At 55.3% G+C, this 24,791-nt stretch carries 25 protein-coding genes; 19 read left to right on the top strand and 6 right to left on the bottom strand.

From position 1 onward, the window contains the following. The first annotated feature begins 236 nt into the window (after nt 1-236). The 4 genes from RT657_RS11385 to RT657_RS11370 all read left to right on the top strand — a co-directional run bounded on the left by RT657_RS11385 (nt 237) and on the right by RT657_RS11370 (nt 3,549). Complete coding sequence (locus RT657_RS11385) at nt 237-1,133, top strand: amino acid ABC transporter substrate-binding protein (protein WP_313654591.1); 897 nt, start codon at nt 237-239, stop codon at nt 1,131-1,133. Between the two features lie 272 nt (nt 1,134-1,405). Then, nucleotides 1,406-2,146, top strand: a complete 741-nt coding sequence (locus RT657_RS11380; protein WP_313654590.1) for an amino acid ABC transporter permease — start codon at nt 1,406-1,408, stop codon at nt 2,144-2,146. Next, nucleotides 2,146-2,823, top strand: a complete 678-nt coding sequence (gltK, locus tag RT657_RS11375) for a glutamate/aspartate ABC transporter permease GltK (RefSeq protein ID WP_313654589.1) — start codon at nt 2,146-2,148, stop codon at nt 2,821-2,823. The genes RT657_RS11380 and gltK overlap by 1 nt, the downstream gene beginning before the upstream one ends. After that, nucleotides 2,824-3,549 (top strand): amino acid ABC transporter ATP-binding protein, encoded by a 726-nt coding sequence (locus tag RT657_RS11370; RefSeq protein WP_313654588.1) that lies wholly within the window; start codon nt 2,824-2,826, stop codon nt 3,547-3,549. It begins immediately after the preceding gene. Between the two features lie 58 nt (nt 3,550-3,607). Here RT657_RS11370 and RT657_RS11365 read toward each other — a convergent pair whose 3' ends face one another. Then, a complete protein-coding gene (locus RT657_RS11365; RefSeq protein WP_313654586.1) occupies nt 3,608-4,090 on the bottom strand; it encodes a zinc ribbon-containing protein in 483 nt (160 codons plus the stop codon). 222 nt (nt 4,091-4,312) lie between these two features. Between RT657_RS11365 and leuS the strand changes: the two genes are divergently transcribed. The 13 genes from leuS to lipA all read left to right on the top strand — a co-directional run bounded on the left by leuS (nt 4,313) and on the right by lipA (nt 17,804). After that, complete coding sequence (gene leuS / locus RT657_RS11360; RefSeq protein ID WP_313654584.1) at nt 4,313-6,895, top strand: leucine--tRNA ligase; 2,583 nt, start codon at nt 4,313-4,315, stop codon at nt 6,893-6,895. A gap of 14 nt (nt 6,896-6,909) precedes the next feature. After that, nucleotides 6,910-7,509 (top strand): LPS assembly lipoprotein LptE, encoded by a 600-nt coding sequence (gene lptE, locus RT657_RS11355; protein ID WP_313654583.1) that lies wholly within the window; start codon nt 6,910-6,912, stop codon nt 7,507-7,509. Then, nucleotides 7,506-8,537, top strand: coding sequence for a DNA polymerase III subunit delta (gene holA / locus RT657_RS11350; RefSeq protein WP_313654582.1), 1,032 nt, complete (start codon nt 7,506-7,508; stop codon nt 8,535-8,537). Before lptE ends, holA begins: the two co-directional genes overlap by 4 nt. Then, nucleotides 8,530-9,174 (top strand): nicotinate-nucleotide adenylyltransferase, encoded by a 645-nt coding sequence (gene nadD, locus RT657_RS11345; protein ID WP_313654580.1) that lies wholly within the window; start codon nt 8,530-8,532, stop codon nt 9,172-9,174. The genes holA and nadD overlap by 8 nt, the downstream gene beginning before the upstream one ends. Before the next feature lie 92 nt (nt 9,175-9,266). Then, a complete protein-coding gene (gene rsfS / locus RT657_RS11340) occupies nt 9,267-9,584 on the top strand; it encodes a ribosome silencing factor (RefSeq protein WP_111139027.1) in 318 nt (105 codons plus the stop codon). 3 nt (nt 9,585-9,587) lie between these two features. After that, nucleotides 9,588-10,058: a 23S rRNA (pseudouridine(1915)-N(3))-methyltransferase RlmH gene (gene rlmH / locus RT657_RS11335; protein ID WP_313654578.1), complete on the top strand. Its 471-nt coding sequence runs from the start codon at nt 9,588-9,590 to the stop codon at nt 10,056-10,058. A gap of 34 nt (nt 10,059-10,092) precedes the next feature. Then, nucleotides 10,093-11,997, top strand: a complete 1,905-nt coding sequence (gene mrdA, locus RT657_RS11330; RefSeq protein ID WP_313654576.1) for a peptidoglycan DD-transpeptidase MrdA — start codon at nt 10,093-10,095, stop codon at nt 11,995-11,997. 8 nt (nt 11,998-12,005) lie between these two features. Beyond that, the gene (gene mrdB, locus RT657_RS11325; RefSeq protein ID WP_313654656.1) at nt 12,006-13,118 is read left to right on the top strand and encodes a peptidoglycan glycosyltransferase MrdB; all 1,113 of its coding nucleotides are present in this window, start codon (nt 12,006-12,008) and stop codon (nt 13,116-13,118) included. Nucleotides 13,119-13,128: 10 nt separating this feature from the next. Beyond that, the gene (gene rlpA, locus RT657_RS11320; RefSeq protein ID WP_313654574.1) at nt 13,129-14,223 is read left to right on the top strand and encodes an endolytic peptidoglycan transglycosylase RlpA; all 1,095 of its coding nucleotides are present in this window, start codon (nt 13,129-13,131) and stop codon (nt 14,221-14,223) included. 131 nt (nt 14,224-14,354) lie between these two features. Then, nucleotides 14,355-15,566 (top strand): D-alanyl-D-alanine carboxypeptidase DacA, encoded by a 1,212-nt coding sequence (gene dacA / locus RT657_RS11315; protein ID WP_313654572.1) that lies wholly within the window; start codon nt 14,355-14,357, stop codon nt 15,564-15,566. Nucleotides 15,567-15,666: 100 nt separating this feature from the next. After that, nucleotides 15,667-15,930, top strand: a complete 264-nt coding sequence (ybeD, locus tag RT657_RS11310) for a DUF493 family protein YbeD (RefSeq protein ID WP_031377758.1) — start codon at nt 15,667-15,669, stop codon at nt 15,928-15,930. Nucleotides 15,931-16,009: 79 nt separating this feature from the next. Then, nucleotides 16,010-16,669, top strand: a complete 660-nt coding sequence (gene lipB, locus RT657_RS11305) for a lipoyl(octanoyl) transferase LipB (RefSeq protein WP_313654570.1) — start codon at nt 16,010-16,012, stop codon at nt 16,667-16,669. A gap of 169 nt (nt 16,670-16,838) precedes the next feature. Further along, nucleotides 16,839-17,804, top strand: coding sequence for a lipoyl synthase (lipA, locus tag RT657_RS11300; protein ID WP_313654568.1), 966 nt, complete (start codon nt 16,839-16,841; stop codon nt 17,802-17,804). A 102-nt stretch (nt 17,805-17,906) separates the two neighbouring features. Here lipA and tatE read toward each other — a convergent pair whose 3' ends face one another. From tatE to cspE, 4 genes are all read right to left on the bottom strand, one after another. Further along, nucleotides 17,907-18,110, bottom strand: a complete 204-nt coding sequence (gene tatE, locus RT657_RS11295; RefSeq protein ID WP_313654566.1) for a twin-arginine translocase subunit TatE — start codon at nt 18,108-18,110, stop codon at nt 17,907-17,909. Nucleotides 18,111-18,328: 218 nt separating this feature from the next. Beyond that, nucleotides 18,329-19,123, bottom strand: a complete 795-nt coding sequence (locus RT657_RS11290; protein ID WP_313654655.1) for a deaminated glutathione amidase — start codon at nt 19,121-19,123, stop codon at nt 18,329-18,331. Between the two features lie 354 nt (nt 19,124-19,477). Next, on the bottom strand, nt 19,478-19,900 hold the full coding sequence (locus tag RT657_RS11285; RefSeq protein WP_313654564.1) for a GNAT family N-acetyltransferase: 423 nt from the start codon (nt 19,898-19,900) through the stop codon (nt 19,478-19,480). A 223-nt stretch (nt 19,901-20,123) separates the two neighbouring features. Continuing rightward, entirely contained in the window at nt 20,124-20,333 is a 210-nt protein-coding gene (gene cspE, locus RT657_RS11280) for a transcription antiterminator/RNA stability regulator CspE (protein WP_006118399.1), read from the bottom strand. Between the two features lie 1,293 nt (nt 20,334-21,626). On the opposite strand from cspE, the gene RT657_RS11275 reads away from it, so the two are divergent. Beyond that, entirely contained in the window at nt 21,627-21,872 is a 246-nt protein-coding gene (locus RT657_RS11275; protein ID WP_128084117.1) for a hypothetical protein, read from the top strand. 138 nt (nt 21,873-22,010) lie between these two features. Here the strand turns inward: RT657_RS11275 and gntT are convergent, their stop codons facing one another. Continuing rightward, a complete protein-coding gene (gene gntT, locus RT657_RS11270; protein ID WP_313654560.1) occupies nt 22,011-23,327 on the bottom strand; it encodes a gluconate transporter in 1,317 nt (438 codons plus the stop codon). A 290-nt stretch (nt 23,328-23,617) separates the two neighbouring features. Here gntT and RT657_RS11265 point away from each other — a divergent pair, with 290 nt between their 5' ends. Then, nucleotides 23,618-24,766: an iron-containing alcohol dehydrogenase gene (locus RT657_RS11265; RefSeq protein ID WP_313654558.1), complete on the top strand. Its 1,149-nt coding sequence runs from the start codon at nt 23,618-23,620 to the stop codon at nt 24,764-24,766. The last annotated feature ends 25 nt before the right edge of the window (nt 24,767-24,791 follow it).

Raw genomic sequence — 24,791 nt, 5'->3', positions numbered from 1 at the left:
TACAGTCATATCTGCTGCACCCTTAACGGGCAGTAAGAGAAAAATGCCTTTTTTTGGTGCGAATGACCTCGCAAAAAAGAAACTTTTTTGTTTCATTGCGTTAACAATCCGTTATGTTAATACCTCATCTGCGGCGATTAAAACCGCGCTATGAGCAGAAGTGCAGCAAAACAGACACAACATCATAATCAGCGCAGGTTATAACCTGTGCCTTTTCCATACTAAGGAGTTGGAACATGCAACTACGCAAAGTGGCATTATCTCTTCTGCTGATCGGCGCAGCGGCGGGAGCGGCCCAGGCGGAAGATCTCAGCGGCACTCTGAAGAAGATCAATGACAATGGTGTCATTGTGGTCGGGCATCGCGAATCATCAGTTCCCTTCTCTTATTATGACAACCAGCAAAAAGTCGTCGGCTATTCGCAGGCTTACTCCAACGCGATCGTGGACGCCATCAAAGCGAAGCTGAATAAGCCTGACCTGCAGGTCAAGATGATCCCGATTACCTCGCAGAACCGTATTCCGCTGCTGCAAAACGGCACCTACGATTTTGAGTGTGGTTCGACAACGAATAACCTCGAGCGCCAGAAACAGGCCGCCTTCTCTGACACCATCTTTGTCATCGGCACCCGTCTGCTGGTGAAGAAAGGGGGCCCGATCAAAGATTTCGCTGATCTGAAAGGCAAAACTGTGGTCGTGACGTCCGGCACCACGTCTGAAGTGCTGCTGCACAAACTGAATGATGAGCAGAAAATGGATATGCGCATTATCAGCGCAAAAGACCACGGTGACTCATTCCGTACGCTGGAAACCGGTCGTGCCGTGGCCTTTATGATGGATGATGCCCTGCTGGCCGGCGAACGCGCCAAAGCCAAAAAGCCGGACAACTGGGAGATCGTGGGTACGCCACAGTCGAAAGAAGCTTATGGCTGCATGCTGCGTAAAGACGATCCACAGTTTAAAACGCTGGTAGATGAAACTATCGCTAAAGCGCAGACTTCCGGCCAGGCTGAAAAATGGTTCGATACCTGGTTTAAGCAGCCGATTCCGCCTAAGAACCTGAACATGAACTTTGAACTGTCTGACGACATGAAAGCCCTGTTCAAAACGCCAAATGACAAGGCACTGAATTAACAAAAAAAATACTCAATGGATTTCAGATTGCCTGCAGGCCGGCGCATGAATCCCGACGCGTGACCCAGGTCATTGCGTCGGATGAGTGAACCCGGCCAGACGCAGCCTGAAAGACAACGGGTATAACAAGGGTGGCCTGGCTGCCCTCTCGATTGCTGAAACCACGGCATGGACAGACAGACTGATTCGGGTCGTTCCCCTGAATCAGGTAATAAAACGCCGTTCATCAATCTTCAGGGTAGCTTAGCTACCCTTTTTTTCCGGAGCTCGTTATGGGTATCGATTGGAACTGGGGCATTTTCCTCGAACAGGCCCCGTTCGGTAATACGACCTACCTTGGCTGGCTGTGGTCCGGTTTTCAGGTGACGATTGCGGTCTCCTGCTGTGCCTGGATTATCGCCTTCTGCGTAGGTTCATTTTTTGGCATTCTTCGCACGGTGCCAAATCGCCTGCTTTCCACCATTGGCACCTGCTATGTGGAACTGTTTCGTAACATCCCGCTGATCGTCCAGTTCTTCTTCTGGTATCTGGTCGCGCCCGAGCTGGTGGGCGAAAAGCTGGGCATGTGGTTTAAGTCTGAGCTGGACCCCAATATTCAGTTCTTCCTCTCCTCAATGATCTGCCTGGGTCTGTTTACCGCTGCCCGCGTCTGCGAGCAGGTGCGCGCAGCCATTCAGTCACTGCCTGCGGGTCAGAAGAATGCCGGGCTGGCGATGGGCTTAACCCTGCCACAGACCTATCGCTATGTGCTGCTGCCGAATGCCTATCGCGTGATTGTGCCGCCGATGACGTCGGAGATGCTCAACCTGGTGAAGAACTCCGCGATCGCCTCCACCATTGGTCTGGTCGATATGGCGGCGCAGGCGGGCAAACTGCTCGACTACTCTGCTCACGCTTATGAGTCCTTTACTGCCATAACGCTGGCCTATATCGCCATCAACCTGGTGATTATGTTCTTAATGAGTCTGGTCGAACGCAAAGTCCGGCTGCCAGGCAATGCGGGAGGCAAGTGATGTACGAGTTTGACTGGAGTTCCATTGCACCCAGCATGCCCTATCTGCTTAACGGCCTGGTGATCACCTTTAAGATCACCCTTACCGCCGTGGTATTCGGCATTCTGTGGGGCACCCTGCTGGCGGTGATGCGTCTGTCGAGCATCAAGCCCGTCAGCTGGTTCGCTAAAATTTATGTCAACCTGTTCCGCTCGGTACCGCTGGTGATGGTGCTGCTGTGGTTCTATCTGGTGGTGCCGAGCTTTCTGCAGCAGGTGCTGGGGCTGTCGCCGAAGACTGATATCCGCCTGATTTCCGCTATGGTCGCTTTCTCGCTGTTTGAAGCCGCCTACTACTCGGAAATTATCCGTGCGGGCATCATCAGTATCTCGCGTGGACAGGGTAACGCGGCGCTGGCGCTGGGCATGACGCCCTGGCAGTCGATGCGACTGATCATTCTGCCGCAGGCGTTCCGCGCCATGGTTCCACTGTTACTGACTCAGGGTATCGTTCTGTTCCAGGATACCTCACTGGTCTATGTCTTAAGCCTGGCCGACTTCTTCCGCACCGCGTCGACTATCGGTGAGCGCGACGGAACCCAGGTTGAAATGGTTCTGTTTGCCGGTCTGGTCTACTTCGTTATCAGCCTGAGTGCCTCGTTGCTGGTCAGCTATCTCAAAAGAAAAAGGACGGTTTAAATGATTAGCCTGAAAAACGTTTCTAAGTGGTATGGTCACTTTCAGGTGCTGACCGACTGCTCAACCGAGGTCAAAACCGGTGAAGTGGTGGTGGTATGCGGACCGTCTGGTTCCGGTAAGTCAACGCTGATTAAAACGGTGAACGGCCTTGAGCCGATTCAGCAGGGTGTGATTGCCGTCAACGGCACCGAGGTGAACAATAAAAAAACCAATCTGGCGCAGCTTCGCAGCCAGGTTGGCATGGTTTTCCAGCACTTCGAGCTGTTCCCGCATCTAAGCATTATCAATAATCTGGTGCTGGCGCAGGTAAAAGTGCTGAAGCGCGATAAGGCGGCCGCGCGTGATAAAGGGCTGAAACTGCTGAAGCGCGTAGGTCTGGCGGCGCATGCGGAGAAGTTTCCTGGACAGCTTTCAGGCGGTCAGCAGCAGCGTGTAGCGATTGCGCGTGCGCTCTGTATGGATCCCATCGCGATGCTGTTCGATGAGCCGACTTCAGCACTGGATCCGGAGATGATCAATGAAGTGCTGGATGTCATGGTTGAGCTCGCACAGGAAGGCATGACGATGATGGTGGTAACACATGAGATGGGCTTCGCCCGCAAAGTGGCTAACCGCGTCATTTTCATGGACGAGGGGAAAATTATCGAAGACACCAACAAGGATGACTTCTTTAATCACCCGCAGTCTGACCGCGCGAAAGAGTTCCTCGCTAAAATCCTGCACTAATCCAGGTAACAGGCGGGTCACACGATGTGACCCGCTTCTTTTCGTTCACCCAATCCTGTCAGGGTTCAAACGGCTGACGCTGGAACTGATCGTGGCCGCACTCCGGACAGCGTGACAGGGTTTCTGGCGTGTAGATAGCGCGGGTAAACTGGCACTTTTCGCACACCAGATTGCCCAGCCCGACTACCTCGCCACTCTGATAAACGCCGTGGTGATGCAAATCCTGAAAAACCTCGCGCCACTCCAGCTGACTTTTATCGGTAATATCCGCCAGCTCTTTCCAGACGCTTTCGCGGACAATACGCATAAACAGCGAATCCGCCACCGGCTCTTCGACATCGCTATAACTGCGTGCAAACTCCCCCAGGTCACGGCGTACGGAACGCAGCGCCTGATCAATTTCCTCTTCTGTTAACGCTTCACGCGCCAGCAGCTGGCGTCGCCGTTCGGCAATCAGCTCATCAAGGTTACGGTCGCCCTGACGAAGACGTTCGGTCAACACGGCCAACGACTCGCGATACTCCTGAGCCACGTTATTCATTTTATTCTCCTTTATGCAGACCCTCGCTGAAGTAAGTTTAGTCGCAATGCGGCGGTTGCCGCGTCGTCTGTACAGTGAATTACAAAAGAGTGAGAGCGCTGACGCTTTCCGCAGAAATCGTCGCAGCCAAAGTGGGAAGTGTTGTTGAGATGCGGCCTTATGGGTATGCTATGCGGATCTTAGAGCCAGAAAAATGTTATTCACAAAGGACCACAGGCAGCCATGCAAGAGCAATACCGCCCGGAAGAAATTGAATCCCGTGTGCAGCAGCACTGGGATGAAAACGAAACGTTTAAAGTGACTGAGCAGGAAGGGAAAGAGAAGTATTACTGCCTCTCCATGCTGCCCTATCCTTCTGGCCGCCTGCACATGGGTCACGTTCGTAACTACACTATCGGCGACGTAATCGCGCGTTATCAGCGCATGCTCGGCAAAAACGTACTTCAGCCTATTGGCTGGGATGCATTTGGCCTGCCTGCCGAGGGCGCGGCGGTTAAAAACAACACTGCGCCGGCGCCATGGACCTACGACAACATCGCCTACATGAAGAACCAGCTCAAACTGCTGGGCTTTGGCTATGACTGGAGTCGTGAACTGGCGACCTGCCAGCCAGAGTACTATCGCTGGGAGCAGTGGTTCTTTGCCAGACTCTATGAAAAAGGCCTGGTCTATAAAAAAACCTCCGCCGTGAACTGGTGCCCGAACGATCAGACGGTACTGGCGAACGAGCAGGTCATCGATGGCTGCTGCTGGCGCTGCGACAGCAAAGTTGAACGCAAAGAGATCCCACAGTGGTTTATCAAAATCACCGATTACGCGGAAGAGCTGCTGAACGATCTGGATACGCTGGAAGAGTGGCCTGAACAGGTTAAAACCATGCAGCGTAACTGGATCGGCCGCTCCGAAGGCGTCGAGATCACCTTCGACGTCGCCCACAGCGAAGAGCAGGTCACTGTCTATACCACCCGTCCGGACACTTTTATCGGTGCGACCTATGTGGCCGTAGCTGCCGGTCACCCGCTGGCGACCCAGGCATCGGTGAACAACCCTGCGCTGGCTGACTTTATTGCTGAATGCCGCAATACCAAAGTGGCCGAAGCCGATATGGCCACCATGGAGAAGAAAGGCATGGCCACCGGCCTGGCGGTAACGCATCCGCTGACCGGCGAACAGCTTCCGGTCTGGGTGGCCAACTTTGTACTGATGGAGTATGGCACGGGTGCGGTGATGGCCGTTCCGGCGCACGACCAGCGCGACTGGGAGTTTGCGACAAAATATGATCTGCCGATTAAGCCGGTCGTCCTCAACCTGGATGGCTCTATCCCTGACGTCAGCACCGCGGCGATGACCGACAAAGGCGCACTGTTCAACTCCGGTGAGTTCAACGGACTGGACCACACAGCAGGTTTCAACGCTATCGCCGACGCTCTGGCAGCCAAAGGCGTGGGTGTACGCAAAGTTAACTATCGCCTGCGCGACTGGGGCGTTTCCCGTCAGCGTTACTGGGGCGCGCCTATCCCGATGGTGACACTGGAAGATGGCACCGTGATGCCAGCGCCGGACGATCAGCTGCCGGTGATCCTGCCGGAAGATGTGGTGATGGATGGCATTACCAGTCCGATTAAAGCGGACCCGGAGTGGGCCAAGACCACGGTCAACGGGCAGCCTGCTCTGCGTGAAACGGACACCTTCGACACCTTTATGGAGTCCTCCTGGTACTACGCGCGCTACACCTGCGCCAGCTACAAGGATGGCATGCTGGATCCGGCTGCGGCCAACTACTGGCTGCCGGTCGATCAGTATGTCGGCGGGATCGAACACGCCATCATGCACCTGATGTACTTCCGCTTCTTCCACAAGCTGCTGCGTGACGCAGGCCTGGTGAACTCAAACGAGCCGGCTAAACGTCTGCTGTGTCAGGGCATGGTACTGGCTGATGCCTTCTACTACGCGGGAGCCAACGGCGAACGCAACTGGGTCTCACCGGTTGACGTTGAGGTCGAGCGTGACGAGAAAGGCCGCATTGTAAAAGCGACCGACAACCAGGGCCGCGACGTGGTTTACGCAGGCATGAGCAAAATGTCGAAGTCGAAAAACAACGGCATCGACCCGCAGCTGATGGTTGAGCGTTACGGCGCAGACACTGTGCGTCTGTTTATGATGTTTGCGTCACCGGCAGATATGACGCTGGAGTGGCAGGAGTCGGGCGTGGAAGGGGCGAACCGCTTCCTGAAACGTGTCTGGAAGCTGATCTACGAACACACCCAGCAGGGTGCGACCGTGGCGCTGGATATCAACAGCCTGAACGATGAGCAGAAATCGCTGCGTCGCGACCTGCACAAAACCATCGCCAAAGTCGCGGATGACATTGGCCGTCGTCAGACTTTCAATACCGCGATTGCGGCGATTATGGAACTGATGAACAAGCTGACCCGTGCCCCGCAGGAGAGCGAGCAGGATCGCGCCCTGATGCAGGAAGCGTTGCTGGCCGTTGTGCGTCTGCTCTATCCATTTACCCCGCATGCCAGCTATGTGCTGTGGCAGACGCTGGGTGGTGAAGGCACCATCGACGACGCGAGCTGGCCGGTTGCGGATGAAGCCGCTATGGTTGAAGATTCACTGCTGGTCGTGGTGCAGGTTAACGGTAAAGTGCGCGGCAAGATTACCGTACCTGCCGATGCCACTCAGGAACAGGTTCAGGCACGCGCTGCGCAGGAGCATCTGGTGGCGAAATATCTGGACGGCGTGACTATTCGTAAAGTCATTTATGTACCGGGCAAACTGCTTAACCTTGTCGTAGGTTAAGTTCAGGAGGAACTGTGCGACATCCGATTATCAGGCTGTTTGTCATGCTGGCGGTGGTGATCACCGCTGGCTGTGGTTTTCATCCGCGCGGCACCACGCAGGTGCCCAGCGAACTGAAAACGCTGATTGTTTCATCCGGCGATCCTTATGGCCCGCTGGCGCGCACGGTGCGTCAGCAGCTGCGTATCAACAATGTCACCATTGTTGAGGACAGCAAGCAGAATCGTATCGATATTCCGACGCTGCGTCTGGGCCCTGAAGCGCAGGGGCGTAACACGGCCTCGGTCTTTATCAGCGGCACCTCTGCTGAATATCAGATGGTTATGACGCTGACGGCGCAGGTTCTGCTGCCAGGTAAAGGCCTCTACCCCATCAGCACCACGGTCTATCGTTCGTTCTTCGATAACCCGAATGCGGCGCTGGCAAAAGATGCTGAGCAGGAGCTGATTATGCAGGAAATGCGTCAGCGCGCTGCTGAGCAGCTGGTGCGTAAGCTTCTGACCGTGCATGCTGCGCAGATGAACAGCAAAGCGACCTTACCGGCAAGCGTGATTCCGGTGCCGGGTCAGCGCTCGCAGGAAGCATCTTCGTCTTCAGCTACCAGCCTGCAATGATCAGGATTTATCCTGAGCAACTCAGCGCGCAGCTCCGTGAGGGGCTGCGCGCCTGTTATTTGTTAGCGGGCAATGAACCGCTGCTGTTGCAGGAAAGTTCAGATGCCATCCGCAGCGCCGCTACCGCGCAGGGATTTGAAGAGCATTTCAGCTTTACTCTGGATGCCCAGACCGACTGGGAGAGCCTGTTCGTCAGCTGCCAGTCGCTGAGTCTGTTTGCCCAGCGTCAGACCCTGACGCTGCAGTTTCCCGATAATGGCCCCAACGCCGCGATGGCCGAGCAGCTGGTTAAGCTCGCTCAACTGCTGCACGCCGATATTCTGCTGATCTGCCGGATGCCGAAACTCACCAAAGCGCAGGAGAACAGCGCCTGGTTTAAAGCGTTATCCGTCTCCGCTGTACTGGTGCCCTGCCAGACACCGGAACAGGCGCAGCTGCCTCGCTGGGTCGCCAATCGGGCTAAGGCGCAGAAACTCTCGGTCGATGATGCGGCTATTCAGCTGCTCTGTTACTGCTATGAAGGTAATCTGCTGGCCCTGGCCCAGGCGCTGGAGCGTCTCTCGCTGCAATGGCCCGATGGTAAACTGACCCTGCCCCGGGTTGAAGAGGCGGTCAGCGATGCGGCACACTTCACACCGTTTCACTGGGCCGATGCGCTGCTGGCCGGCAAAAGCCGTCGCGCTCTGCATATCCTGCACCAGCTGGAGAAAGAGGAAAGCGAAGTTGTCATTCTGCTGCGCACACTGCAGCGCGATCTGCTGACGCTGCTGCATCTGCAACGCCATCAGCATGAACAGCCGCTGCGCACGCTGATGGATCAGCAGCGTATCTGGCAGAATCGCCGCCCCCTGTTCACGGAAGCCCTGCAACGCCTGGACAGTGCGCGTCTGCAACGCGCTATCCATCTGCTGAGTCAGATTGAAATCACCCTGAAGCAGGATTACGGCCAGTCGGTGTGGCCGCAGCTACAGACGCTGACGCTACTGCTCAGCAGTCGTGCTTTTCCGACGAGCTTTGCGCATGTCTGAGTTACACGCGCTGTTTGGCGGCACCTTCGATCCTATCCATTTTGGCCATCTGCGCCCGGTCGAGTCGCTGGCGCAGCAAACCGGCTTGCAGCGTGTGACGCTGCTGCCCAATAATGTGCCGCCGCATCGTCCGCAGCCGGAAGCGACGGCGGCTCAGCGAGTGGCGATGCTGCGCTGCGCTATCCGCGATTTACCCCTGTTTGACGTCGACACCCGCGAGCTGCAGCGTGATACCCCCTCCTGGACGGTAACGACGTTAGAGAGCTGGCGCGCGGAGCGCGGTGCGCAGCAGCCATTGGGGTTTATCATCGGTCAGGATTCGCTGCTCAGCCTGGCAAAATGGCATCGCTGGCAGGATCTGCTGTCGCTCTGCCACCTGCTGGTCTGCCAGCGCCCCGGCTACCCGACCCGGTTCGACACGCCGGAGATGCAGCACTGGCTCGGCCGCCATGTCACCCGCGATATCCGGCAGCTGCATGAACAACCCGCGGGCCATATCTGGCTGGCGGACACCCCGCTCTATGACATTTCGGCGACCGAAATTCGCCGTCGCCGCCATCAGAACCAGCCCTGTGGCGATCTGCTGCCGGCGTCGGTTATCGATTATATCGACCGCGAAGGCTTATATCGCGACTGATCCAGGCATGCTATACTACGCCGCTTAATTTTTTGGCTGCACTCTCCGGGCTTACAGCCGGCTCGTTACTACCAGATTTCAAGGGGAACCTTTTGCAAGGTAAAGCACTCCAAGAGTTCGTTATTGATAAGATTGATGATCTCAAAGGCCAGGACATTGTCACCATCGACGTTCAGGGCAAATCCAGCATCACCGACTTCATGATCATCTGCACCGGGACCTCGACGCGTCATGTGACCTCTATCGCAGAACACGTTGAGCAGGAATCCCGTTTAGCGGGCCTGATGCCACTGGGCATCGAAGGCAAAAGCGCAGCAGACTGGGTCGTGGTTGATCTCGGTGATGTGATCGTGCATGTGATGCAGGAAGAGAGTCGCCAGCTGTATGAGCTGGAAAAACTCTGGAGCTAATCGGTGAAACTGCAACTTGTTGCCGTCGGCACGAAAATGCCCGACTGGGTGCAAACCGGTTTCATGGAGTATCTGCGCCGCTTCCCGAAAGATATGCCGCTTGAGCTGACTGAAGTGACCGCGGGTAAACGCGGCAAAAATGCCGACATCAGACGCATTCTTGAAAAAGAGGGCGACGCGATGTTAGCAGCGGTCGGCAAAGGCAATCGCATCGTGACGCTGGATATTCCCGGACATCCGTGGGAAACCCCGCAGCTGGCACAGCAGCTTGAACGCTGGAAGCTGGATGGTCGCGATGTCAGCCTGCTGATTGGCGGGCCTGAAGGCCTGGCCCCTGCCTGTAAAGCAGCAGCAGAACAGAGCTGGTCCCTGTCAGCATTGACGTTGCCCCATCCGCTGGTGCGCGTGCTGGTCGCGGAAAGTCTCTATCGCGCCTGGAGTGTCACGACAAATCATCCTTATCATCGTGAATGACCGATCAGCCCACTTCAGACATGACAAGTAGCGGATGAAATTACAAAGCAACGCCTTTCGCGATTACAGCGCCGAACAGAAACTCTTTGTCCGTCGGGCATTTATCGCCTTTGTCGGCATCTTACTGCTCTCTTCAATCCTGGTCGTTAACCTCTATCATCTGCAGATCCTTCGCTTTGAGGATTACAGCACCCGCTCCAATCAGAACCGGATCAAACTGGTGCCTGTCGCCCCCAGTCGCGGCATTATTTACGATCGTACCGGCACGCCGCTGGCGCTGAACCGCACCATTTATCGGGCCGAGCTGGTTCCGCAGAAAGTCGATAACCTGCAGGAGACGCTGCAAAATCTGCGGCCGATTCTGGAGCTGACGGATGATGACCTCGAGAATTTCCAGAAAGAGCGCAAGCGTGCGCCCCGCTTTACGTCAATTCCGATAAAGTCGGGCCTGAATGAGGTTCAGGTGGCGCGTTTTGCGGTCAATCAGTACCGTTTCCCCGGCGTGGAAGTCAGAGGCTATCAGCGCCGCTACTACCCTTACGGCGCGACGCTGACCCATGTGGTCGGCTACGTCTCTAAGATCAATGACCGCGATGTGGCCCGCCTCGACAAAGAGGGCAAGCTCGCCAACTATGCCGACACCCATGATATTGGCAAGCTCGGGATTGAAGCCTATTACGAGGATTTGCTGCACGGAAAAACCGGTTTTGAAGAGGTGGAGGTCAATAACCGTGGGCGTGTGATCCGTCAGCTGCATGAGGAGTCGCCGCAGGCTGGCCGCGACATCTATCTGACGATCGACCTGAAACTGCAGCAATATATTGAAACGCTGCTGGCGGGCAGTCGCGCGGCCGTAGTCGTCAGCGATCCGCGCACCGGTGAAATCCTCGCGATGGTGTCCACGCCCAGCTATGATGCTAATTTATTTGTCGACGGTATCTCCAGTAAGGATTACCGCGGCCTGCTGGAAGATGAAAACCGTCCGCTCTATAACCGCGCGATTCAGGCCGCCTACCCACCCGCCTCGACGGTAAAACCCTATGTCGCCGTCTCCGCCATGAGCGCAGGCGTCATTAACCGTAATACCAGTCTGTTCGATCCCGGCTGGTGGCAGTTGCCGGGCTCTGAAAAACGGTTCCGCGACTGGAAAAAATGGGGCCACGGTCGTCTGAACGTGACCAAGGCGCTCGAAGAGTCTGCCGATACCTTCTTTTATCAGGTCGCCTATGACATGGGCATCGACCGTCTGTCGGAGTGGATGAATAAATTCGGTTATGGCAGCCGGACCGGCATCGATTTGCCGCAGGAGAGTGCCGGTAACATGCCGACACGCGACTGGAAGATGAGACGTTTCAAAAAGCCATGGTATCAGGGTGACACCATTCCGGTGGGCATCGGCCAGGGTTACTGGACAGCCACACCGCTGCAGATGAACAAAGCGATGATGATCCTGATCAACGATGGCGTGGTCAAAGTGCCGCATATCCTGCGGGCCACCCGCGAAGGCCGCACTCTGGTGCCCTATCGCCAGCCGCCTGAAGCCCCGATCGGCGACATTCACTCCGGCTTCTGGGAAATCGCCAAAGATGGCATGTATGGCGTGGCAAACCGGCCCAACGGAACCGCACATAAGAGTTTTGCTGATGCGCCCTATAAAATCGCCGCAAAGTCCGGTACGGCGCAGGTCTTTGGCCTGAAAGAGAACGAAACCTATAACGCGCACAGGATTGCTGAACGATTACGCGACCATAAACTGATGACCGCGTTTGCACCTTTTGATAAGCCTCGGGTCGCAGTGACCATTATCCTGGAAAACGGGGGCGCCGGTCCGGCGGTCGGCACCGTTATGCGCCAGATTCTGGATCACATCATGCTGGGTGATAACAATACAGTCCTGCCGGACGCCGCACCTGTGCCGCCCGGTTATGAAGGTGAATAAACATGTCGATGCAAGATAGTCCGCAGAAACGATCGATCTGGATGCGTATCCACATCGATCCGCTGTTTATGCTGATCATTCTCGGCCTGCTGACCTACAGCGCCGTGGTGATCTGGAGTGCCAGTGGTCAGGACCCTGGCATGATGGAGCGCAAGCTGGGCCAGATCGCGATGGGTCTGGTGATTATGATTGTGCTGGCGCAGGTGCCACCGCGCGTCTACGAAGGCTGGGCACCCTATCTTTATATTGTCTGCGTTATCCTGCTGGTAGCGGTCGATGCCTTTGGGCAGATCAGTAAAGGCGCACAGCGCTGGCTCGATCTCGGCTTCGTCCGTTTCCAGCCTTCGGAGATTGCCAAAATTGCCGTGCCGCTGATGGTGGCGCGCTTTATCAACCGTGATGTCTGTCCGCCGACGCTGAAAAACACCGGTATTGCCCTGGTGCTGATCTTTGTCCCTACCCTGCTGGTAGCGGCGCAGCCCGATCTGGGTACGTCGATACTGATTGCTGCTTCAGGCCTTTTTGTCCTGTTCCTCTCCGGCATGAGCTGGAAACTGATTGGCGTGGCGGTCCTGCTTGTGGCGGCTTTTATTCCGATTCTGTGGTTCTTCCTGATGCATGATTATCAGCGTGACCGCGTGATGATGCTGCTCGATCCGGAAACGGACCCGCTGGGAGCCGGTTACCACATTATCCAGTCGAAGATTGCCATCGGCTCAGGGGGGCTGCGCGGCAAAGGCTGGCTGCAGGGCACCCAGTCTCAGCTGGAGTTCTTACCGGAACGTCACACCGACTTTATCTTCGCGGTTCTGGCCGAAGAGTTAGGGCTGGTGGGTGTTCTGTTGCTGCTGGCCCTTTATCTGCTGCTGATTATGCGCGGATTAGTGGTGGCTGCCCGCGCGCAGACCACCTTTGGCCGGGTCATGGCAGGCGGTTTGATGCTGATTTTATTCGTTTATGTTTTCGTTAACATTGGCATGGTTAGTGGTATCTTACCGGTGGTCGGCGTACCGCTGCCGCTGGTCAGTTATGGCGGCTCCGCGCTGATCGTGCTTATGGCAGGATTTGGCATTGTGATGTCGATCCACACCCACCGAAAAATGTTATCTAAAAGTGTTTAAGAGGCTGCAGATGCGTAAGGAATGGCTTGGCGTTGCACTGGCATCACTGGTTCTGGCGGCCTGTACCACGCCAGAACCCCAAAATACGGCACCGCCGCAACCGGCTTATAATGGGCCGGTCGTGGAGATTCCAGGCGTGGAGCCACGCTATGAACCGGTTAATCCGGGGACCAGCCAGGATTACAGCGTTAACGGCAAAAATTATCGCATTATTAAAGATCCCTCGAACTATAGCGAAATCGGCATCGCGGCCTGGTATGGCGAAGAGGCACAGGGCAACCGCACCGCCACCGGTGAAAGCTACGATCCCGATGCTCTGACTGCCGCTCACCCTACGCTGCCGCTGCCGAGCTATGTGCGGGTGACGAACATGGCAAATGGCCGTCAGATTGTAGTCCGCGTAAACGATCGTGGGCCCTATACGCCTGGTCGCATTATCGACCTGTCGCGGGCGGCGGGTGACCGTCTGAACATTTCCAACAATTCACGGGTCCGGGTCGACTATATCAAGGTCGCGCCTGACGGCACGCTCTCCGGCCCGGGCACCATTGGCACTGTGGTTGCTAAACAGAGCTACGCACTGCCGTCTCGTCCGGATCTGAGCGGGGGTAACGTGATGAACGGCGGCAGCGCGGCCACCGCTGAGCCGCCTGCCCAGAATGTCGATGCCATCAGCAACAGCACGCTGAAGAGCAGTGACAACATGGGTGCTCCGGTTCAGAGCAGCGGCTTCCTTGGCGCGCCTCAGCCCTTAGCGAATGGCGTACTGGAAGGCAGCGAGCCCCCTGCGGCGTCCCCTGCCGCCGTGGCGACACCCGCGGCTGTCGCGGCACCTGCGGCGGCGGCGGCCCCCGCTGCCAGCAGCGGTGAAGCCGCAGGCTATGTGGTGCAGGTGGGTGCGCTGAACGATCCTGCCCGTGCGCGTCAGATGATGAAAAGCCTGAGCCAGCGTTACGGCGTCCCGGGCAAAGTTGAAGCCGCGGGCAACAATGTCTATCGCGTTCAGCTCGGCGGCTATGCCTCCCGCGCTGAAGCGGCTGCGCTGCAACAGCGTCTGAGCAGTGAGGGGCAGACCGCCTCATTTATTACGAATACGCGTCGCTGAGTCGTTAATCAGACCGCTGCAGGTTACGTCTGCTAACAACCCAATCATCATGCCCGGTGTCAGATGATCTGGCATTGGGTATGATGAGTGACATTTTTAACCTTAAACTCACGGATGTTGTAGTCCTACACATGAACACGCTGAAATCATCTCGTTTGCTGAAACGCCTGACAGTGGGATCACTGATCGCCTTCTCTCTCAGCCATGCTGCTATTGCTGATGACGTCAATCTCAAAACCATGATTCCGGGCGTACCGGACATTGATGCCGAAGCGTATGTCCTGATCGACTACAACTCAGGCAAAGTGCTGGCTGAGAAAAACGCCGATGCACGCCGCGATCCTGCCAGTCTGACCAAGATGATGACCAGCTATGTCATTGGTCAGGCTGTAAAAGCGGGAAAAATTCATCAGGACGATATGGTCACCGTGGGTCAGGATGCCTGGGCGACCGGCAACCCGGTATTCAAGGGCTCCTCGCTGATGTTCCTGAAGCCTGGTGACCGTGTGCCGGTTTCTCAGCTGACGCGTGGGATCGTGCTGCAGTCCGGTAACGATGCCTGTGTTGCCATGGCTGACTATGTCGCTGGCAGTCAGGATGCGTTCGTTAACCTGATGAACAATTATGTCAAAGCGATTGGCCTGCAGAATACTCACTTTGGCACCGTCCATGGTCTGGATGCTGAAGGGCAGTACAGCTCCGCGCGCGACATGGCGCTGATTGGTCAGGCGCTGATCCGCGATGTGCCGGATGAGTACGCCATCTATAAAGAGAAGGAATTTACCTTCAATAACATCCGTCAGATGAACCGTAATGGTCTGCTGTGGGACACCAGCCTGAATGTGGATGGCATTAAAACCGGTCATACTAACTCTGCGGGGTATAACCTGGTGGCCTCCGCGACGGAAGGCCAGATGCGCCTGATTTCTGCCGTCATGGGCGGCCATACCTTCAAAGGCCGTGAAACCGAAAGTAAGAAACTGCTGACCTGGGGCTTCCGTTTCTTTGAAACCGTTGCGCCACTGAAAGCAGGCAAAGAGTTTGCTTCTGAGCCGGTCTGGTTTGGCGATAACGACCATGTACAGCTGGGTGTGGAAAAAGATGCTTACCTGACCATTCCCCGTGGCCGGATGAAAGATCTGAAAGCCAGCTATGTGCTGACCAATACAGAACTGCATGCGCCGCTGAAGAAAAACCAGGTGGTTGGCAGCATCAACTTCCAGCTGGATGGCAAGACTATCGAGCAGCGTCCGCTGGTGGTGCTGAACGAAGTTTCGGAAGGCGGTTTCTTTGGCCGTATCGTGGATTACATCAAACTGATGTTCCATCACTGGTTCGGTTAAGCGTGGCGGGTGATTGAAAAATCACCCCATCGCCCCCATTACCAGCTATTATGATGCTCCCGCTCAGGCGGGAGCCTGTTTTTTATGCACCGGAGTAAATATGAAAACCAAACTGAATGAACTGCTCGAATTTCCTACCCCCTTTACCTATAAAGTGATGGGTCTGGCGCAACCGGAGCTGGTTGATCAAGTGGTTGAAGTGGTGCAACGCCATGCGCCCGGCGACTACAGCCCTGAAGTTAAGCCGAGCAGCAAAGGCAACTATCACTCCGTTAACATCACTATCACCGCCACCCATATCGAACAGGTTGAACGCCTGTATGAAGAGCTGGGCAAAATCGAAATTGTGCGGATGGTTCTGTAACTGACGGGTCGGCAAGACGCCTCTGCCTGACGCTTTGCCGACATTCTCCTTAGCGTATCTCTTTTAACGGACGCCTGTTTTGTCATCTGAAACTCTTCTCGTCCGCCAGTCAGGTTTGTGTGACTGGCAAGTCGCCTCCGATGCCATGCATGCCTATACGGACCAGCGCGACGAACACAGTCGTGATGAAATCTGGCTGGTCGAACATCCTCCGGTCTTTACCCAGGGCCAGGCGGGGAAAGCAGAGCACCTGCTGATGCCGGGTGACATTCCGGTGGTGCAGAGTGACCGTGGCGGCCAGGTCACCTATCACGGTCCTGGTCAGCAGGTGATGTACGTATTAATCGACGTCAAACGCCGAAAGCTCGGCGTCCGCCAGCTGGTGACTATTCTGGAAGAGACGGTCATTGCCACGCTGGCGGATTTCGGCGTCAGCGCCCGGGCCCGCGCCGATGCGCCCGGCGTCTATGTCGGTGAAGAGAAGATCTGCTCTCTGGGCTTACGTATCCGCAAAGGCTGCTCGTTTCATGGTCTGGCGCTGAATGTGGCGATGGATCTCACGCCCTTCCTGCGCATTAATCCCTGCGGCTATGCCGGAATGAGCATGACCCAGCTGAAACACTTTCAGCCTGACGTGACCACCGCTCAGGTACAGCCACTGCTGGTCAGCGCGTTTGCGCGACTGGCAGGTTATGAAAATGTTGAATGGGTCGCTGGCGATTTGCCTGTTAAGCCTTAGCGCAGCGTGCGGATTTACAAATATGTAACTTATCTGCGCCGAGGGTGGCTGCTTCGCAGACGATGAGATGATATAATTTTTGCACTTTTTTCAAATAAAGTTGAAAGCCTCCTTCCCGGTTTGAGCGGGAACGCTTTCAAATCGCAATCCGACCGGAACCCGCTGATTTATGAGTAAACCAATTCAGATGGAACGCGGCGTCAAATATCGTGACGCAGACAAAATGGCGCTGATCCCGGTGAAAACCGTGGCTGTTGAACGGCAGGAGATGTTGCGTAAGCCGGAATGGATGAAAATCAAGCTGCCCGCTGACTCCAGTCGTATTCAGGGCATCAAAGCCGCAATGCGTAAAAACGGGCTGCACTCAGTGTGTGAAGAGGCATCCTGCCCTAATCTCGCAGAATGCTTCAACCACGGCACCGCCACGTTTATGATCCTTGGCGCAATCTGCACCCGTCGCTGCCCATTCTGTGATGTAGCGCACGGTCGTCCTAACGCGCCGGATGCCAATGAACCTATGAAGCTGGCGCAGACCATCGCTGATATGGGCCTGCGTTACGTAGTGATTACTTCGGTTGACCGCGACGATCTGCGAGACGGCGGTGCGCAGCACTTTGCCGACTGCATCAGCGCGATCCGCGAAAAGAATCCCACCATTAAAATCGAAACGCTGGTACCGGACTTCCGTGGCCGTATGGATCGTGCGCTGGACATCCTCACCGCGACCCCACCAGATGTGTTTAACCACAATCTGGAAAACGTTCCGCGCGTTTATCGTCAGGTACGTCCGGGCGCGAACTACGAGTGGTCACTGAAGCTGCTGGAGCGTTTTAAAGAAGCGCATCCGGATATCCCGACCAAATCAGGTCTGATGGTGGGTCTGGGCGAAACGAATGCCGAAATTATCGAGGTGATGCGCGATCTGCGTCGTCATGGCGTCACCATGCTGACGCTGGGACAGTATCTGCAGCCCAGCCGTCATCACCTGCCGGTTCAGCGCTACGTCAGCCCGGCAGAGTTTGATGAGATGAAAGAAGAGGCGATGGCGATGGGCTTTACCCATGCCGCATGCGGTCCGTTTGTCCGCTCGTCCTATCATGCCGATATGCAGGCTAAAGGCGAAGAAGTGAAATAAGTTCGCCCTTCAGGATGCCCAAAACAAAAAACCAGACTGTGCGGTCTGGTTTTTTTATGTGCCTGACATAAAAAGTAACAGTTATTTGCTGCCAATAACCGCTTAATCTTTGTGAACAACGCGCTCTGCCGGCACGTCATCCGCTGTCGTTCGGGTCGAACTGGTGTCTTCATCTTTCATAGCTTTCTTAAAGCCCTTGATGGCAGAGCCCAGATCGCCACCCAGTGAGCGCAGCTTGTTAGTACCAAAAAGCAGTACGATAAGCGCACCGATAATCAGCAGCTTGGCAATACTGATACCTTCCATATTTAACCTTTCAATTATATCGAATCACGGTGACTGTTATTTACGCGCAGTTCGCCTGTGGCGACAACTGCAATCTGTAACAGAGTAAGATCGCCAGCACCACGCCGGGCATCGTCAGGCCGACAGAGGCCACGCCCTCCCCCGACCCATCAGGCGACCGCATAGGTGGCATCAGGCGTCAGAAGTGTATCATCTGTTTCCGCATCTGACAGGCTTTATCACGAACCGTTGAGTTCAGGACGCGCAAAGCGCCGGTTCTCCAGCACCGGCAGAACCCGACGCGCATAGGCAACGCGTTCCGGATCGATTTCAGCAAACAGGAGTGCAGGCGCTTCTGCCGCATTCGCCACCACCACGCCCAGCGGATCGACGACCAGACTGTTGCCGATGTTGCGTGGACCACATTCTCCCACCGCCACCATGTAGCAGGTATTCTCCAGCGCACGGGCGCGGGTCAGCAGCGCCCAGTGCATCTCTTTCAGTGGACCTCTAACCCAGGCGGCGGGCAGTACCAGCACGTCTGCGCCATCCAGTGCCAGCCTCCGTGCCAGCTCCGGAAAGCGCACGTCATAGCAGGTCATCAGACCGACCTTCATGCCTGCGACCTCAATCAGTGGCGGGACGGCATGGCCCGGATTGACGCGCTGAGACTCCTGCATCGCGAAAGCATCGTAGAGATGGAGCTTTTCATAGGCGGCAATGATTTTTCCGCTGCGGATAGCCACCAGCACATTAAGCACTTTCTGCTGAACGGAGGGAACATGTACGCTCATGATGGTAGTCAGCGCATTATGCTGACTGGCGGCGAGCAACTGGCTCAGAAAAGGACCATCCAGCGGCTGTGCCGCCTGAATCACAAAATCGGGATCGCTGTTATCACGGGCCAGCACGGCTTCGGGCAGCACCAGCAGATCGGCATCGCTTTCTGCCGCGCGCTGCATTAAATCCAGACAAAGCGTGGCGTTCTCCTGCCATTCACGGCTCACCGCAAACTGCCCCAGGCCAACTTTCATTGTTCTCTTCTCCCATAGCATCCGGTAACGTCGTTGCTGGTCTGATGAAAGGTAAATGGTTGACAGCAGCCAGCATCCCGCCTGTACACGATCTTTCTGGCTGCGGTCAGTCCGCTCCTCCATGGCCACTCTGCTGCCGCAGCAGCCTGTGCCTGCGCCGATCCTCTTTCTGCAGCCGCTGGCAGCGTTCAGGGATAAAGCACGCCGCAGAGGGTTTCTGCTGGCGGAACGCCATCCGGAGAACATAAACGGCTGAGATGCGGCTCAGCAGTGCAGTGAGCGGCAGCCCCAGCCTGCGGTTGTCAGGGCAGACAGAGAGAAGCGGGCCATTCTTCTGCGATCTTTCCGAGCAAGCTACAGGGCTTTGACGAGATAACAGGGGGATTCACTGTAGCCTTCACGGGCGTAAAACTGATTGGCCTTAAGGCGTGACTGATGACAATGAACTTCCATACGATCGCAGCCGCGCTGCGCCGCCAGCGTTTCGGCATGCTGAATCAGCTGCTGACCCACGCCTTTGCTGCGTTCCCCTTCTGCGATACAAAAATAGCTGATACGGGCAAAATCACCCGCCAGAGCCAGCTGAGGAATAAAATGCAGCGACAGAAAACCAAGTACCTGGCTGCCATGCTCCGCCACCAGCAACGCTTCACTGGGATCGCTGCACAATTGTGCCAGCCGCTGTTCGATAAAGCTTTCGGTGCCCTTATAGCCTAATTCGCTCAGCAAGGCGCTCAGTGCAAAACTGTCTTTCAACTCAGCCTGTCGTATCTTCATCCTGCCTCCTCATACCGGGTTCTGTCGCACAGTTATATAGCGTTGTCCGCGAAAAAGCTGCATTTCAGTTTGTTATAAATATGTTACGAGGATTTATTGTGAGGCGTCGCGCAGTTTGTGCTGCGCCTTGCCGCGACAGGAAGTTTGGCGTGAAGCGCGCCGGCGGACTGGAGGCATAAAAAAACCCGCCATAAGGCGGGTTTTTAGAATTCTGACTGTTAACTTACAGGCTGATAACGTTAGCAGCAGATGGGCCTTTCGCGCCGTCGGTGATTTCAAACTCAACGCGCTGACCTTCAGCCAGAGTTTTGAAGCCGTTGCTCTGGATTGCAGAGAAGTGTACGAATACATCTTTGCTGCCATCTTCAGGAGTAATGAAACCGAATCCTTTAGATTCATTAAACCACTTAACGTTACCTTTGATCTTAGACATCTATATTACCTTTACATGAAAAATGGACACTAAACTGTGTCGGGCTCTAGTACAGCAATTGCGGAGGGATTTGTCCAGTCCGATTTGATGAAAAAGTGATAAATATCGACTTTCTGTGCACACATCACACTTTCCTGCTTTTCGGCTTGCGTATTGGTACAAAAGAGAAAGCGGATGACTAAACTGGCCTGCCCGCTAACTCGCTGGAAAAACAATGCTTTTTCGTTTTGATACTTACGCAGCATTACTGATAAAAAGAAAATTCTTATTAAAGAGAATTGCCGCTTTCGGTGGACTGTTCCGCGAATTTTCAGCGCCCGCCAGGGCATTTGTCGCCACACTCACGTCAGTTTTTTTCGCCTGAGCCACCTGCCATAGCACGAAAGATCAAAAAACATGCGCCTGCCCCCGATTTATCTCATAACAGAGTCACGTCTGTCCGGACAAAAATGAACCAGTTGTATCGTTAATTCCAGTAATAACGCGCTATTCGTGGATATTTTAGCCATCACAGGGCAAACATTGATCGACATCAGGGAAACGTCTTTTAGCGGTCAGATTCGCATTTGGCAACAAAAACTGCGGGCCAGAAAAAATTACGTTTCTCGTCGCAGCACGAAATAATATTGCCTGGTAATAGATAACGCCCGCTTAACCGGTCAGACAGAGGCAATCCGAATAGGTACGTTAACTGGAAGGGAAAGAAACAGAATGGTGATGAAGATACGCTGTACGCAGTGTGGGAGCGCCCGGTTTGTTTTCACGGATTTCAGCAAGAACAGACATAACTTCCATGGCGCCTGCTGTGCGTGCTGTCAAAAGCCGCTGGGTCTGCAGGATCTGCTGCCTGATACACCAATGGATCCTATTTCTCAGTGTCTGCTGGCCAGCCATAAAACATTGCGGGCACCTGATTAGGTACCCGCTACAGAGACTGTCTCAGCTTTCTGCCATCAGAAAATCAGTTTGAATACCCCGGTCAGGGTCAGCAAGCCTACAATAAAGATGATTGCGATAATCCACAGAATAATTTTCATTTCCTTTGCCCCTCATCGGTTAAACACGTTTCCTGTAAGCAGTATAGACAGAAAAATATCTTATACCGCTTCACTTAAGGCTCAACTGTTCATAAGTTCAGCAATTTTCGCTTTTATTCCTGTTCTGAGATTAGGATCGCAACACTACCTTTTAGTGGCACGACTTTTTCGTTTACCAGGCAACTCCTGGCTAAAATTTAGGCGGCAAGGCAGCCTTCAACAGTAATGAGATTGAAATGAGTCGCGAGGAGATCTTATGAGCACGATTAATACCAGCATGGGCCGCTATAGCCTCAAGGCAAAAAACAGCGGTAATCACATCAAAGGTTCTTTCGCCATCAACGACGAAGGCGGCACTCAACTCACGATGCAGGAGTTTGATGAGCATTACCTTGATGATGTGGTCAATAATGTGATCTATCCGGTCACCGGTGGCAACCGCGAGATAGCGCGTGCGCTGCGCGAAGAGATGGTGAAAGCCGGTTTTGGCCCCTCTCACTAAGACGGCTTGTTGAGGCCGAAAGCGATGCCGGGCCGCACGATGCGGCCCGTTTTATCTGTCTGTCCTGCAGATGTTATGGCCCCTCTCGGCCCGACCGGATGTATCTGTCTCCCGGCCACGCGCGCGGACCGCCCGCGATTAAATCATCCACGAAAGCAGCAGGCAGCCCACCAGTCCACACACCGAGATAATGGTTTCCAGCGCTGACCAGGAGCGGATCGTTTCGCCAATTGTCAGGTTGAAATACTCTTTAAATAACCAGAATCCCGGATCATTGACGTGAGAGAAGATCACGCTACCCGATCCCACCGCGATGACCATCAGTTCCGGACTGGCACCACTGGTGACAATTAGCGGAGCCACAATCCCACCAGCGGTGATCGCTGCGACCGTCGCCGAACCGAGTGCGATACGCAATACTGCAGCAATAGACCAGGCCATGAAAATTGGCGAAAGCTGCGTCGAGTGCATCATGCTGGCGATATATTTATCCACGCCACTGTCAACCAGCACCTGTTTAAAGGCCCCGCCACCGCCGATGATCAACAGCATCATGGCGATAATTTTGATGGAATCTGTCAGAGTATCCATGACCTGTTCCATCGAGCGGCCGCGGTTGAGGCCAAACGTGAAGATCGCAATCAGCACGGCAATCAGCGTGGCCATCACCGGATCACCAAAGAACTCTGCGTAAGGCAGCAGTGCATGGCCCTTAGGTAGCAGCATCTCCGCCACGGCACGCAGCGCCATCAGTACCACCGGCACCAGCGCCGTCCAGACGCTGACACCAAACCCGGGCATTTCCGCTTCGGTAAAGGTTTTCGGGTTATAGAGGCCCTGAGGAATCGGTTTGTCGATGTTCTTCAGGAAACGGGCGTAGACCGGTCCGGCCAGAATCACTGTCGGAATGCCCAGCAGCGTGCCGAACAGCAGTGTTTTCCCCATGTCGGCATTAAAGAGCGTAGCAATGGCGGTCGGACCCGGATGCGGCGGCAGGAAGCCGTGCGTCACGGAGAGGGCAGCCGCCATGGGCACCCCAACGTAGAGCAGCGGCACGCGCGCCGAGGCCGCCACGCTGAACACCAGCGGCAGCATCAGCACAAAGCCAACTTCATAGAACAGCGCGAAACCGACAATAAAACCGGTCAGCACCAGCGCCCACTGGATATGTTTCGTACCGAATTTTTCAATCAGGGTGGTCGCAATACGCTGCGCCCCGCCGCAGTCGGCCAGCAGCTTACCGAGCATGGCACCAAAGCCCATGATCAGCGCCAGGCTGCCCAGCGTGCCGCCAACCCCCGCTTTGATCGAGGTAATCACTTTATTTACCGGCATGCCCTGCATCACACCGACCGCCAGCGCCACCAGAATCAGCGCGATAAATCCATTGAGCTTAAAGCGAATCATCAGCAGCAGCAGTAACGCGACGCCGATCGCCACATAGAGTAATGGCATAGCTTTTCTCCACCTTGTGCACCGAACAGCATTCGATGTCGGTTATTATCATGAGCCCCGAAAGGCGACAAAACAGAGCGTCTGAAAAACGTTTACACATTCCGACAAACGCTGTTACCGATAACATGTTAAGGGTAACATCCGCGTGAAAGCACCACTCCACCGGGGTGAATTTCTGTTTTGCGAAGGTGATCAACTTTTTGCCGGTACGTTATCAGAAAGTTTGCCACTGCCTGTCTGGCGCTTTTCGTTACACTCAGATTTTAGCGAAACAGATAAAGGATGCGCTGGTGAGTGAGAATCTGAGTGAGCTGTACAGTAATCAACGAACCCTCTTTGGCCGCGGGAGCCTGGATAAACTGGTGCCGCTGCTGGCCGCCCGTCCGCAGCCTACGCTGCTGTTTTGCGGGCACTCTTTTCTGCAGGGCCCGGCCTATGCCCGGCTGAAAGCCGGACTCAACGACCACATCATCGGATATGAGATCGTCAGTCATGAAGCCTCCCCCGCCGAGATTGATAGCTGGGTGGCGCGCTGGCGCGGTCATGTCGATCGGGTAGTCGCAATTGGTGGAGGGAGCGTGCTGGATGCGGCGAAAGCTTTCAGCGCGATGGTGCAGCATCCGTTACCTGTCGCCCGCTATCTGGAAAAAGTGGGTGACACGGCGGTTCAGCCAATCACCTTGCCGCTGATCGCCATTCCGACCACCGCCGGAACCGGTAGTGAAGTCACCCAGAATGCGGTCGTTACCGATCAGCGCGATATTCAGATCAAAGCGTCGCTGCGCCATCCGGTCTTTGTGCCGGAGGTCGCGATTCTCGATCCTGACCTGCTGAAAGGCGCGCCGGATCGGGTGCTGGCAACCTGCGGTATTGATGCCTTTACCCATCTGTTTGAAGCTTATCTCTCCAGCAAAGGGAATCTCTTCACTCGCCAGCTGGCGCTGACGGGCTTGCGTCAGTTTATTCAGGCCTGGCCTGGCCTGAACCGGGAGGATGACGAAGGCGATCGGGCCCGGGAAGCGATGATGATGGCTTCCTGGCTGGGCGGTGCCAGTCTCAGCAGCGCCGGGTTGGGGGTGATCCACGGTATCGCCGGTGAGCTGGGGGCGATCAAAGCGTTTCATCATGGTGAAGTGTGCGGCCGTCTGCTGTTCCCGTTCCTGGATCTTTTAGCCGACAGCGAGCATCCGCTACAGAACCAGCTGATGGAGGCGTTGCATGCACAGCTCTTTAACGAACCCACAAACTCGCCAGCACAGTTTCTTAAGCAGTGGCTGCAGCAGCAGGCGATTGATCCATTCTGGCAGAATGGACCGCCACTGAGCCATACGGAAATCGCGTGGATTCTGGCGCGTGCCAACAGCAAAAACTCACTGGTAAATTACAGCCATGAGCAGATGCAGAGAATGCTCGTGCAGGCCTGGCCGGTAACAGCGTAACCCCAGCGGCCTCACCCGCCGGGCG

This window comes from Pantoea sp. (genome assembly GCF_032114055.1).
GTDB lineage: Bacteria > Pseudomonadota > Gammaproteobacteria > Enterobacterales > Enterobacteriaceae > Pantoea.
This window is presented reverse-complemented; position numbering and strand designations above follow the sequence as displayed.

What these genes read in the sequence shown, in the direction of transcription:
- RT657_RS11385 (WP_313654591.1), top strand. Translation starts at nt 237, where the DNA reads ATGCAACTACGCAAAGTGGCATTATCTCTTCTGCTGATCGGCGCAGCG.
- RT657_RS11380 (WP_313654590.1), top strand. Translation starts at nt 1,406, where the DNA reads ATGGGTATCGATTGGAACTGGGGCATTTTCCTCGAACAGGCCCCGTTC.
- gltK (WP_313654589.1), top strand. Translation starts at nt 2,146, where the DNA reads ATGTACGAGTTTGACTGGAGTTCCATTGCACCCAGCATGCCCTATCTG.
- RT657_RS11370 (WP_313654588.1), top strand. Translation starts at nt 2,824, where the DNA reads ATGATTAGCCTGAAAAACGTTTCTAAGTGGTATGGTCACTTTCAGGTG.
- RT657_RS11365 (WP_313654586.1), bottom strand. Translation starts at nt 4,090, where the DNA reads ATGAATAACGTGGCTCAGGAGTATCGCGAGTCGTTGGCCGTGTTGACC.
- leuS (WP_313654584.1), top strand. Translation starts at nt 4,313, where the DNA reads ATGCAAGAGCAATACCGCCCGGAAGAAATTGAATCCCGTGTGCAGCAG.
- holA (WP_313654582.1), top strand. Translation starts at nt 7,506, where the DNA reads ATGATCAGGATTTATCCTGAGCAACTCAGCGCGCAGCTCCGTGAGGGG.
- nadD (WP_313654580.1), top strand. Translation starts at nt 8,530, where the DNA reads ATGTCTGAGTTACACGCGCTGTTTGGCGGCACCTTCGATCCTATCCAT.
- mrdA (WP_313654576.1), top strand. Translation starts at nt 10,093, where the DNA reads ATGAAATTACAAAGCAACGCCTTTCGCGATTACAGCGCCGAACAGAAA.
- mrdB (WP_313654656.1), top strand. Translation starts at nt 12,006, where the DNA reads ATGCAAGATAGTCCGCAGAAACGATCGATCTGGATGCGTATCCACATC.
- rlpA (WP_313654574.1), top strand. Translation starts at nt 13,129, where the DNA reads ATGCGTAAGGAATGGCTTGGCGTTGCACTGGCATCACTGGTTCTGGCG.
- dacA (WP_313654572.1), top strand. Translation starts at nt 14,355, where the DNA reads ATGAACACGCTGAAATCATCTCGTTTGCTGAAACGCCTGACAGTGGGA.
- ybeD (WP_031377758.1), top strand. Translation starts at nt 15,667, where the DNA reads ATGAAAACCAAACTGAATGAACTGCTCGAATTTCCTACCCCCTTTACC.
- lipA (WP_313654568.1), top strand. Translation starts at nt 16,839, where the DNA reads ATGAGTAAACCAATTCAGATGGAACGCGGCGTCAAATATCGTGACGCA.
- tatE (WP_313654566.1), bottom strand. Translation starts at nt 18,110, where the DNA reads ATGGAAGGTATCAGTATTGCCAAGCTGCTGATTATCGGTGCGCTTATC.
- RT657_RS11290 (WP_313654655.1), bottom strand. Translation starts at nt 19,123, where the DNA reads ATGAAAGTTGGCCTGGGGCAGTTTGCGGTGAGCCGTGAATGGCAGGAG.
- RT657_RS11285 (WP_313654564.1), bottom strand. Translation starts at nt 19,900, where the DNA reads ATGAAGATACGACAGGCTGAGTTGAAAGACAGTTTTGCACTGAGCGCC.
- cspE (WP_006118399.1), bottom strand. Translation starts at nt 20,333, where the DNA reads ATGTCTAAGATCAAAGGTAACGTTAAGTGGTTTAATGAATCTAAAGGA.
- RT657_RS11275 (WP_128084117.1), top strand. Translation starts at nt 21,627, where the DNA reads ATGAGCACGATTAATACCAGCATGGGCCGCTATAGCCTCAAGGCAAAA.
- gntT (WP_313654560.1), bottom strand. Translation starts at nt 23,327, where the DNA reads ATGCCATTACTCTATGTGGCGATCGGCGTCGCGTTACTGCTGCTGCTG.